Annotated in this window: 9 protein-coding genes; 4 read left to right on the top strand and 5 right to left on the bottom strand. The window is 73.2% G+C overall.

The genetic code is table 11. The features are described 5' to 3' along the window. The 5 genes from ABZ128_RS35120 to ABZ128_RS35100 form a co-directional block, all read right to left on the bottom strand. Positions 1–237: hypothetical protein (locus ABZ128_RS35120; RefSeq protein ID WP_356853918.1), on the bottom strand; the 237-nt coding region annotated here is incomplete at its 3' end. Continuing rightward, positions 234–1,073, bottom strand: a complete 840-nt coding sequence (locus tag ABZ128_RS35115) for an ABC transporter ATP-binding protein (protein ID WP_356853916.1) — start codon at positions 1,071–1,073, stop codon at positions 234–236. The genes ABZ128_RS35120 and ABZ128_RS35115, both read right to left, overlap by 4 nt. Before the next feature lie 6 nt (positions 1,074–1,079). Beyond that, positions 1,080–2,117: an ABC transporter substrate-binding protein gene (locus tag ABZ128_RS35110; protein ID WP_356853914.1), complete on the bottom strand. Its 1,038-nt coding sequence runs from the start codon at positions 2,115–2,117 to the stop codon at positions 1,080–1,082. Positions 2,118–2,139: 22 nt separating this feature from the next. Beyond that, entirely contained in the window at positions 2,140–2,754 is a 615-nt protein-coding gene (gene ssuE / locus ABZ128_RS35105) for an NADPH-dependent FMN reductase (protein WP_356853912.1), read from the bottom strand. Positions 2,755–2,792: 38 nt separating this feature from the next. Further along, positions 2,793–3,737, bottom strand: a complete 945-nt coding sequence (locus ABZ128_RS35100) for a TauD/TfdA family dioxygenase (protein WP_356853910.1) — start codon at positions 3,735–3,737, stop codon at positions 2,793–2,795. Positions 3,738–4,449: 712 nt separating this feature from the next. Between ABZ128_RS35100 and ABZ128_RS35095 the strand changes: the two genes are divergently transcribed. The 4 genes from ABZ128_RS35095 to meaB all read left to right on the top strand — a co-directional run bounded on the left by ABZ128_RS35095 (position 4,450) and on the right by meaB (position 10,722). Next, the gene (locus ABZ128_RS35095; RefSeq protein WP_356853908.1) at positions 4,450–5,622 is read left to right on the top strand and encodes an ROK family protein; all 1,173 of its coding nucleotides are present in this window, start codon (positions 4,450–4,452) and stop codon (positions 5,620–5,622) included. A 63-nt stretch (positions 5,623–5,685) separates the two neighbouring features. Next, entirely contained in the window at positions 5,686–7,545 is a 1,860-nt protein-coding gene (locus tag ABZ128_RS35090) for a methylmalonyl-CoA mutase family protein (protein WP_356853907.1), read from the top strand. Continuing rightward, positions 7,542–9,728: a methylmalonyl-CoA mutase gene (gene scpA / locus ABZ128_RS35085; protein ID WP_356853905.1), complete on the top strand. Its 2,187-nt coding sequence runs from the start codon at positions 7,542–7,544 to the stop codon at positions 9,726–9,728. The genes ABZ128_RS35090 and scpA overlap by 4 nt, the downstream gene beginning before the upstream one ends. 10 nt (positions 9,729–9,738) lie before the next feature. After that, positions 9,739–10,722, top strand: coding sequence for a methylmalonyl Co-A mutase-associated GTPase MeaB (meaB, locus tag ABZ128_RS35080; RefSeq protein WP_356853903.1), 984 nt, complete (start codon positions 9,739–9,741; stop codon positions 10,720–10,722). Positions 10,723–10,849: the final 127 nt, after the last annotated feature.

The following is a 10,849-nucleotide window of genomic DNA, read 5'->3' as shown; positions in this document are numbered from 1 at the left end:
GCAGTTCCCGATACCCCGCGCCTTCCGCGACGAGGCCGTCGAGGAGATCCCGGGGCGCCGGGGCGGGGTACGGCGTACGGCACCGGCCGGGGCCGGCTGCCCGGCCGGGGCGGCCTGTGCGGGCGGCGCGGGCGCCGGCTCCGGAGCGGCGGCGGGCGCGTCCGCCAGGGCTGCGGCAGTGGCCGGGGCCGCTGCCGGGGCGGCGGCAGTGACATGGGTGCCGGTTCGGACGCTCATACGGTGACCTGCTCCTTCTCCAGTTGCTGGGCGCGCGCCACCTCGTCGTGGAGCAGCGTCCAGATCTCGTGCCGGTAGCGGGCGAACTCCGGGGTGGAGCGCACGTCCTCGCCCCGGGCTCCGAGCGAGACGGGGACCACCTCCTTGACCCGGCCGGGGCGGGAGGTGATGACGGCCACCCGCTGCCCCAGGTACACGGCCTCCTCGATGCCGTGCGTGATGAAGACGATCGTCTTGCCGGTGCGCTGCCAGATGCGGAGCAGCTCGTCCTGCAGGGACTCACGGGTCTGGGCGTCCAGTGCCGCGAAGGGTTCGTCCATGAGCAGCACGTCCGGGTCGTACGCCAGCGAGCGGGCGATCGCGACCCGCTGGCGCATGCCGCCGGAGAGTTCGTGGGGGTGGCGGTCCTCGAATCCGGTGAGGCCGACGAGGTCCAGGAACTCCCGGGCCCGTGCGCTGCGTTCACGACGCGGTACGCCGGTGGCTTCCAGACCGAATTCGACGTTGCCGAGCGCGGTCCGCCAAGGCAGCAGCGCGTACTGCTGGAAGACGATGCCCCGGTCCAGCCCGGGCCCGGTCACCGGCCGGCCGTCGAGCAGGATCCGGCCGGTGGTCGGCGTGGTCAGGCCGCCCAGCAGGTCGAGCAGGGTCGATTTGCCGCAGCCGCTGGGTCCCACCACCACCACGAACTCGCCCGTCCCGATCTCCAGGTCGATGCCGTCGAGTGCGGTGAACTCCGCCCTGCCCCTGCCCCTGCCCCTGCCCCCGTCCTTGCCCTTGCCCTTGTCCTTGGTCGGGAAGGTCTTCGTCACCGACTCGAACACGATCTTCGCCATCGCCGGTCAGCCCTTCCCGTAGTCGTTGAACTCGTTGGTGTAGAGGTCCGACGCCTTCAGCCGGCCGTCCTTGAGCTCGCCGCGCTCGGTGAGCCAGTCGATCCAGAGCTGGAACTCCTTGTCCTCGATCCGGCCGCCCGTCTCGGCGACCCCGTACGAGCGCCAGTACTGGAGGGTGGACGTGTCCTCGTTGCGTCCGCGCTTCTTGACGATCTCGGTCATCCGGGCGATGACCTGCTCGCGCGGGGTGGTGCGGGACCATTCGATGGCCTTGGCCACACCGGTGGTGAAGGTCCGTACGGTGTCCGGGTTCTCCTCGATGAAGCGCTGGGTCATCACGTACGTGCCGGCGCTGAACTTGCCGAGGAGGTCGAAGTCGCTGAACAGCGGGCGGATCCCGCCGGCGGCCAAGGCCTTGTCGCGCAGGACGCCGCCCAGCACGCCCACCTCGATCTGCTTCTGGCGCAGCACCTGCTCGGTGTTGACGGGTGGTACGACGAGTGCCTCGACCTTGGCGGCGTCGGCCTTGGAGAGGCCGTTGCGCTTGAGGTAGATCTCAAGCAGCGCCTGGGAGTGGGCGCCCAGGGTGTTCATGCCGACCTTCTTGCCGATCAGGTCGCGGGCCGAGCGGACCGGGCTGTCCTCCAGGACGTAGTAGCCGCTGTACACCGACTCGTCGACGCCGTAGTAGGAGAGGACGGCCTTGATCGGGGCCTTGCTCGCGGCGAGTTTCACGACCGCGCCGTTGAAGGCTCCGCCGAAGTGGATCTGCCCGGTGGCGGCGGACTGGATGTCCTGCGGGCCGCTGATGGTGTTGCCCACCCAGTCGAGGGTGAGGTTCCCCAGGAAGCCGAGGTCGGCCGCGAGTTCGGGGAGGGTCACCTGGCCCACCCAGCCCTGGTACTTGAGGGTGGTGACCTGGCTGCCCCGGCTGCGCGAGCCGCCGGTGGCGGTGGCCGTGCCGCAGCTCACCGCGGCCGCCGAAATGCCGAGCAGGGCGAGGAACTGGCGTCGGGAGGTGCGGGCGGGGAGTGCTACGGACATGGCGGTTCCTCGGGAGGTGTGGTTACGGGGCGGTCGTGAGGGCGGCGTGGTGGGCGGCGGCGGCCACCGGGGCGGGCGCCGGGACGGGCGCCGGGACAGCAGCGGCGGCGTGCGCCCGGAGGGCTTCGGCGAACTCGTCGACGGCCTGGAAGAGGTCGAGTTCGGCCTCGGGCCGCAGCCGGTCGGGTCCGTTCCCGCGCTCGACGGAGGAGTCCAGGACGAACCGGCCGGCGGTGACGTGCCGGGCGCCGAGGGCGGCGAGCACGGGGCGCAGGGCGTAGTCGAGGGTCAGGACGTGGGCGAGGCTGCCGCCGGTGGCGATCGGCAGCACCGTCTTGCCGGCCAGGCCGTCCTGCGGCAGCAGGTCGAGGAAGGCCTTGAGCAGGCCGGTGTACGAGGCCTTGTAGACGGGGGTCGCCACGACGATCCCGTCGGCTTCGGCGACGGCCTCCAGGGCCCGGCGTATCTCGGGCGCGCCCCGGCGGGCGGCGAGCAGATCGGCGCCGGGCAGCTCCCGTACGGCCAGGTGCGCGGTGTCGAACCCGGCGTGGGAGAGGCGGTGCAGCACGTGCTCGGCGACGACCGCGGTACGGGAGTGGAGGGAGGGGCTGCCGGAGAGGGCGAGCAGGGTGGGCACGGGGGCTCCTTCGTACGGAGGGACGGGATGCTTTCGGATCAGGCGCCGGAGGAAGCACCGGCGGAAGCGCCGGAGGGGATCCCGAATGACGGGTCCGGGACGGTCTCGGGGCTGATCAGCCGGGACGGGACCCCGTCGGGCCCGACCGGGACGTCGCCGTCGACGGTGACGCGGCGCAGGGTGCGCTCGTGGTCGTCGGAGTCGTCGACCCCGTAGTGCTGGGTGGCGCGGTTGTCCCAGATCGCGACGTCACCGGCCCGCCACTGCCAGCGGACGGTGTTCTCGGGGCTTTCGATGTGCGCCTGGAAGAGGTCCTGGAGGACACGAGAGTCCCGGCCGGTGAGTCCGGCGATGCGCTGGACGAAGTTGCCGAGGAGCAGGGTGCGCTCACCGGTCTCCGGGTGGACCCGGACGACCGGGTGCTCGGTGAGGAACTTCGTCGAGGTGAACACCTCCCGGTACTGGGCGAGCGCCTCGGGGAGGGCGTCGGGCTTGAGGGCGGCGTAGTCGTACTCGTTGGAGTGGACGGCGCGCAGGCCGTCGGCGAGGGTGCGCAGCGGTTGGGGCAGGTTGGCGTAGGCGGTGGCGGTGTTGGCCCAGAGGGTGTTGCCGCCGTACGGCGGGACGGTGACGGCGCGCAGGATGGAGAAGGCGGGATAGGCGGGGACGAAGGTGACGTCGGTGTGCCACTGGTTGGCGCGGGCGCCGTGGTGGGAGTCGATGCCGAGGGCGTAACGGCCGTCGGCGGAGGGCACGGTGGGGTGGGCGACGGGCGTGCCGAGGAGGCGGGCGAAGGCCTCGTGCGAGGCCTCGTCGAGGTGCTCCTGGTCTCGGAAGAAGACGACCTTGTGGGCGAGGAGGGCGGCGCGGATCTCGGCGACGGTCTCGGGGGCGAGCTCGCCTGCGAGGCGGACTCCCCCGATCTCGGCGCCGATGCGGCCGCCGATGCGGGTGACGGTGAGCTGCCGGGTGGCGGTGGTCATGTCGACTCCCTTGGTTTATTTCCTCAGCGGAAGAAATCGGGATGTGCGGAATGTGCATGTGCGCAGCGCCAGACGGACGGACTGCGTCAGGGGGGAAGGCACCGGACGGCGCCGACAGGCGGGTGCGGCAGGGGGCGGGCCCGGCCCGCGCGGGGGAGGGCGGCGCTCAGGCGCGGCGCGGGGCCGGACAGCGGCCCGGACACGAACCCGGCGCCGTACGGGGGCCGGGGGTGTGGAGCCGCGGGACGAAGAGCTCGGTCGCGGACATGGCTCGGAGCCTGTCAGCGCCCCGCACCCGGGTCAACCCCCGCCGGGGATCCGGCCCCGCCACCGCCACCCGGACCCGCACACCACCCTTGAGCTGGCCTTTCCTTGTCGGCATGCGGGCCTGAACAGCCCTTCGGTGCCCCTGCGGCGGCCGAAAACCGTGGCCGGATTTCATGAGCCCGCAACGCCCTCGGCATGCGCCGTTGCCGGTACCCGCCTTCCGGACCGCCTGGAGCCGGGGCGCACGGGGGCGGGACGCGGGCCGGGTGCAGTACGGGGTGTAATACCCGAGGCGCCGGCGCCGGAGATCACGGCACCGGCGTCGGGGCCGGCCTCGACGGCGGACCGGCAGCACCGGGGGCCGATCCGCAGCACCTCCGGCTCCGGCCCGGCTCCCGCACCGCCGGTCCCGTCCGCTGACGAAGCCATCGAGCAGGAGTAACCCGTGAGCCGCACCGCCGGTGACAGCCGCGCCGACGCCAATGCCGCCGCCGTGTTGCGGACCGTGCTCACCCACGGCCCCGTCGCCCGCAGCGGCATCTCGCGGATCTGCGGCCTCAGCCCCGCCGCGGTGTCACGGCAGACCACCGGCCTGCTCGCGAGCGGCCTGCTGCGGGAACTCCCCGGCCCGCCGGGTGCCGGCGCCGGCGCCGGCACAGCCGGCCGGCCCCTGGTCCCCCTGGACCTGAACACGGGCGCCGTCTCCGGCCCCGTCGCAGCAGGCCTGCACATCGGCGTACCGGGCTCCACCTTCAGCCTCGTCGACCTCCGGGGCACCATCCTCGCTCGCCGCATGCTGCCCCACGGCGGCCTCCGCCCCGACACCCTCCTCCCCGCCATCACCGCCCGACTCGGCGCCTTCATCAGCGAGTTCACGGACGGCCGCCCCCTCCTCGGACTCGGGACGGCCCTCGGCGGCTGGGTCCGCCCCCGCGACGGCGTGGTCGTCCGGCACTCCGCGCTGGGCTGGCACGACCTGCCCCTCGCCGCCGAGCTCGCCGACCGGCTCCACCTGCCCGTCCGGGTCGACAACCACGCCCGGGCCGTCGCCCACGCCGAGATGCTTTTCGGCCGCTCCGAGGCCCGCAGCAGCCTGGTGCACCTGTTCATCGGCAACGTCGTCGACGCCGCCTTCGGCATCGAGGGCGCGGTGCACCAGGGCCCGGGCGCGGCCGCCGGCGACGTGGCCCATCTGCCCGTCCCCGGATCGCGGGCCGCCTGCCCCTGCGGGCGTACCGGCTGCCTCCAGGTGACCGCCTCCGACACCGTGCTCGGCGCCGAGGCCGTGCGCCGCGGCATCGTGCCCGACCCTTCCGTCCCCCTGCTCGTCGACGCGGCGGCCACCGGCGATCCGCGCGCAGACCGTCTGCTGCGCGAGCGGGCCCGCGCCGTGGGCCGGGCCGCCGCCCTGCTGCTGGACGTGTTCAACCCCGCCGTCATGGTCGTGTCGGAGCTGTCGAGCGTGCTGCACGAGGGCTATCTGGAGGAGGTCCGCCGAGCGGCCGCCCCCCGGGAGAGCCGTATCGTCGCCCCGCACGCGGGGCCCGCCGTCCTCCCGGTGGCCGCCGCGGCGGTCCTGCTGGATCCGCTCTTCCGTGCCCCCACCCATCTCAATTGAGAGGGCGAGATCACATCCGGTCACGCTAGTAGATCTAAAGACCGGCCCCCTAGCATTCGAGCCATGACGGTCCTGCCTGACGACGGGCTCTCCCTGGCCGCCGAATTCCCTGACGCGACGCATGAGCAGTGGCAGCGCCTGGTAGAGGGCGTGCTGCGCAAGTCGGGCAAGGATGTATCCGGCGGGGCAGCGGAAGACGTGTTGTCCACGAAGCTCCAGGACGGGCTCACCACCCGCCCGCTGTACACCGCGCCGGAGACGGCCCCCGACACCGGCTTCCCCGGGTTCGCCCCCTTTGTCCGGGGCGGCAGCCCCGCGGGCAACGCCCCGGCCGGCTGGGACGTACGCCAACGGCACCTCGGTTCCGACCCCGTACGGGTGAACGAGGCGATCCTCGCCGACCTGGAGAACGGGGTGACCTCGCTCTGGCTGAGCGTGGGAGGCTCCGGTCTGCCCGTCGAGGCCCTCCCCCGCGCCCTCGACGGGGTGTACCTCGACCTGGCGCCGGTGTCCCTGGACGCGGGCGCCGACTACGCGGAGGCCGCCCGGGCCCTGCTGCGCCTGTACGCCGAGCGCGAGGTGCCCCCGGGCGCGGCCCGCGCGAGCCTCGGCGCCGACCCGCTGGGCCACGAGGCGCGTACGGGCACCGCCCTGGACCCGGCCGAGGCGGTCGAGCTGGCCAAGGACGTCGCCGCCGGCCACCCCGGCATCCGCACCCTCACCGTCGACGCCCTGCCGTACCACGAGGCCGGCGGCTCCGCAGCCGAGGAGCTGGGTCTCTCGTTGGCCACGGGCGTCGCATACCTGCGCGCCCTCACCGACGGCGGGCTCGGTGTCGAAGCCGCCCTCGGCCAGCTGGAGTTCCGCTACGCGGCGACCGCCGACCAGTTCCTGACCATCGCGAAGTTCCGCGCGGCCCGCCGCCTGTGGGCCCGGATCGCGCAGGCCTGCGGGGCCCCGGATGCGGGCGCCCAGCGGCAGCACGCCGTGACCTCCCCGGTGATGATGACCCGGCGCGACCCGTGGGTGAACATGCTGCGCACCACCGTCGCCTGCATGGCGGCGGGCGTGGGCGGTGCGGACTCGGTCACCGTGCTCCCCTTCGACCACGAGCTGGGCCTGCCGGACGCCTTCGCGCGCCGTATCGCCCGCAACACCTCCACCATCCTCATCGAGGAGTCCCACCTGGCCCGGGTCGTCGACCCGGCGGGCGGCTCGTACTACGTGGAGCAGCTCACCGACGAACTCGCCCACGCTGCCTGGGAGTTCTTCCAGACGGTGGAGCGGGCGGGCGGCCAGGCCGCCGCCCTGCGCTCAGGGCTGGTCGCCGAGCGGCTCGCCGCCACCTGGGCCGAGCGCGCGCAGAAGCTCGCCAAGCGCCGCGAACCCGTCACCGGGGTCAGCGAGTTCCCGCTGCTCTCGGAGAAGCCCCTGGAGCGCGAGCCCGCTCCCGCGGCGCCGACGGGCGGTCTGCCGCGCGTACGGCGGGACGAGGCGTACGAGGCGCTGCGCGCCCGCAGCGACGCGCACCTGGCGGCGACCGGAGCGCGGCCGCGGATCTTCCTCGCCGCGCTGGGTCCGGCCTCCGCGCACACCGCGCGCGCCACCTTCGCCGCGAACCTGTTCCAGGCGGGCGGTGTGGAGCCGGTGCACGACCCGGTCTCCGTGACCGACCTGACGGCCGCCGCGGCCTACGCGGCGAGCGGCGCGGACGGCATGGCCGTGCTGTGCTCCAGCGACGCGCTGTACGAGGAGCAGGCCGAGGCGGTGGCCGCCGCCCTGCGTGCCGCGGGCGCGAGGACCGTCTTCCTCGCGGGCAAGCCCGGCACCGCGGCCGGCGCCGTGGACGAGTACGTCTTCGCCGGCTGCGACGCGGTCGCCGTGCTGTCCTCCGTACTCGACCGGATGGGAGTCGCGCTGTGAGCAGCATCCCCGATTTCTCCGCCCTCCCCCTGGCCGGTACGGCCGCGGCCGGGTCGGAGGACCAGTGGCGGGCCGCGGTGAAGGAGTCCACCGGGAGCGCCGACGGCGACCTGCTGTGGGAGACCCCCGAGGGCATCGGCGTGAAGCCGCTGTACACGGGCCGGGACCTGGAGGGCCTGGACTTCCTGCGGACCTACCCGGGCATGGCCCCGTACCTGCGCGGCCCGTACCCGACGATGTACGTCAACCAGCCGTGGACCATCCGCCAGTACGCGGGGTTCTCCACGGCCGAGGAGTCGAACGCCTTCTACCGGCGCAACCTCGCGGCGGGCCAGAAGGGGCTGTCGATCGCCTTCGACCTGCCCACGCACCGCGGCTACGACAGCGACCACCCGCGCGTGACCGGCGACGTCGGCATGGCGGGCGTGGCGATCGACTCGATCTACGACATGCGCCAGCTGTTCGACGGCATTCCGCTGGACAAGATGACGGTGTCGATGACGATGAACGGCGCGGTGCTGCCGGTCCTCGCCCTCTACATCGTGGCGGCGGAGGAGCAGGGCGTCTCCCCCGACAAGCTCGCCGGGACCATCCAGAACGACATCCTCAAGGAGTTCATGGTCCGCAACACCTACATCTACCCGCCCAAGCCGTCGATGCGGATCATCTCCGACATCTTCTCGTTCACCTCGCAGAAGATGCCGCGGTACAACTCGATCTCGATCTCCGGCTACCACATCCAGGAGGCCGGGGCGACGGCCGACCTGGAGCTGGCGTACACCCTCGCGGACGGCGTGGAGTACCTGCGGGCCGGGCAGGCGGTGGGGCTGAACGTGGACGCCTTCGCGCCGCGGCTGTCCTTCTTCTGGGCCATCGGCATGAACTTCTTCATGGAGGTCGCCAAGCTGCGCGCCGCCCGCCTGCTGTGGGCGCGCCTGGTCAAGCAGTTCGACCCGCAGAACCCCAAGTCCCTGTCGCTGCGCACCCATTCGCAGACCTCGGGCTGGTCGCTGACGGCCCAGGACGTCTTCAACAACGTCACCCGCACGTGCATCGAGGCGATGGCCGCGACCCAGGGCCACACCCAGTCGCTGCACACCAACGCCCTCGACGAGGCGCTGGCCCTGCCGACGGACTTCTCGGCCCGCATCGCCCGCAACACCCAGCTGCTGCTCCAGCAGGAGTCGGGGACCTGCCGGTCGATCGACCCGTGGGGCGGCAGCGCGTACGTCGAGAAGCTGACGTACGACCTGGCGCGCCGGGCCTGGCGGCACATCGAGGAGGTCGAGGCGGCCGGCGGTATGGCGCAGGCCATCGACGCGGGCATCCCGAAGCTGCGCGTGGAGGAGGCCGCGGCCCGTACCCAGGCGCGGATCGACTCCGGGCGGCAGCCGGTGATCGGCGTGAACAAGTACCGCGTGGAGAACGACGAGCAGATCGACGTGCTCAAGGTCGACAACTCCTCGGTGCGCGCGCAGCAGATCGACAAGCTGCGGCGGCTGCGCGAGGAGCGGGACGAGGCGGTCACGCAGGACACGCTGCGGGCGCTGACGAACGCCGCCGACCGCGGGGACGGCAACCTGCTCGCGCTGGCGGTGGACGCGGCCCGCGCCAAGGCCACGGTGGGTGAGATCTCGGACGCCCTGGAGAAGGTGTACGGGCGCCACGCGAGCCAGATCCGTACGATCTCGGGTGTGTACCGCACCGAAGCAGGGGAGTCCCCGTCCGTGGAACGCACCCGCGGCCTCGTCGACCGGTTCGAGGAGGCGGAGGGCCGCCGTCCGCGCATCCTGGTCGCCAAGATGGGCCAGGACGGGCACGACCGCGGTCAGAAGGTCATCGCGACGGCCTTCGCCGACCTGGGCTTCGACGTGGACGTCGGCCCGCTGTTCCAGACCCCGGCGGAGGTGGCCCGCCAAGCCGTCGAGGCGGACGTCCACGTGGTGGGCGTGTCGTCGCTGGCGGCCGGCCACCTGACCCTCGTACCGGCGCTGCGCGAGCAGTTGGCGGAGGAGGGCCGCGAGGACATCATGATCGTGGTGGGCGGGGTGATCCCGCCGGCGGACGTGCCGACCCTGCTGGAGATGGGCGCGACGGCGGTCTTCCCGCCGGGAACCGTCATCCCGGACGCGGCCCACGACCTGGTGACGCGGCTGGCCGCGGATCTGGGTCACGAGCTGTAGGCGGCCGCCGGTGCCGAAGATCGACATCGAGGCGTACGCGAAGGGGGTGCTCGACGGGAAGCGCGCGGTCATCGCGCGCGCGATCACGCTCGTCGAGTCCACCCTGCCCGCCCACCGGGCGCTGGCGCAGACCCTGTTGACGCAGCTGCTCCCGCACGCGGGGCGGGCCCGGCGGATCGGGATCAGCGGGGTGCCGGGCGTGGGCAAGTCCACGTTCATCGACGCGTTCGGCACGATGCTGACGGGCCTGGGCCACCGGGTGGCGGTCCTCGCCGTCGACCCGTCCTCGACCCGTACGGGCGGCTCCATCCTGGGCGACAAGACCCGGATGGAGCGCCTGTCGGTGGACCCGTCGGCCTTCGTACGCCCTTCGCCCTCCGCCGGGACGCTGGGCGGGGTCGCGAAGGCGACCCGCGAGTCGATGATCGTGATGGAGGCCGCGGGCTACGACGTCGTGCTGGTGGAGACGGTCGGCGTCGGCCAGTCGGAGACCACCGTGGCCGGGATGGTCGACTCCTTCCTGCTCCTGTCCCTGGCCCGTACGGGCGACCAGCTCCAGGGGATCAAGAAGGGCGTCCTGGAGCTGGCCGACGTCCTGGCGGTGAACAAGGCGGACGGCCCCCACGAGCGTGACGCCAAGGCCGCGGCGCGGGAACTGTCGGGCGCGCTGCGGCTGATGCATCCGGCCGATGCCGCGTGGACCCCTCCGGTCCTGACGTGCAGTGCGCGGGAGTCGACGGGTCTGGACGAGGTCTGGAACCGGCTGGAGCAGCACCGTCGGCTGCTGGACGCGGGCGGCAGGCTGGCCGCGAAGCGGGCGGGGCAGCAGGTGGAGTGGACGTGGTCGATGGTCCGGGACGAGCTGCTGGAACGCCTGCGCGCCTCCCCGGCGGTACGCGACCTGGCCCCGGCCCTGGAGGCCCGGGTCCGCGAGGGCTCGCTGACGCCCACGCTGGCGGCGGACCGCATCCTGGGCGCGTTCGGCGAGGCCTGAGGGAAGGCCGGGGACGCGCGCCGGGTCTGACGGCCGGGCGGGACGGCCCCGGGGTCAGGCCCGCACCGGGCCGGAGGCGGGCCCGCCGGGCCGCGCGCGCGCGCGGGGGGGGTTGCACTCGCGTGAT

Origin of the sequence: Streptomyces sp. NPDC006326 (genome assembly GCF_040612915.1) — a bacterium.
GTDB lineage: Bacteria > Actinomycetota > Actinomycetes > Streptomycetales > Streptomycetaceae > Streptomyces.
Note: the sequence above shows the minus strand (reverse complement) of the source record. Positions and strands in the feature narration are given on the sequence as shown.

Bases quoted from the DNA above. Each gene is read 5' to 3' on its own strand.
- ABZ128_RS35115 (WP_356853916.1), bottom strand. From the start codon at position 1,073: ATGGCGAAGATCGTGTTCGAGTCGGTGACGAAGACCTTCCCGACCAAG.
- ABZ128_RS35110 (WP_356853914.1), bottom strand. From the start codon at position 2,117: ATGTCCGTAGCACTCCCCGCCCGCACCTCCCGACGCCAGTTCCTCGCC.
- ABZ128_RS35100 (WP_356853910.1), bottom strand. From the start codon at position 3,737: ATGACCACCGCCACCCGGCAGCTCACCGTCACCCGCATCGGCGGCCGC.
- ABZ128_RS35090 (WP_356853907.1), top strand. From the start codon at position 5,686: ATGACGGTCCTGCCTGACGACGGGCTCTCCCTGGCCGCCGAATTCCCT.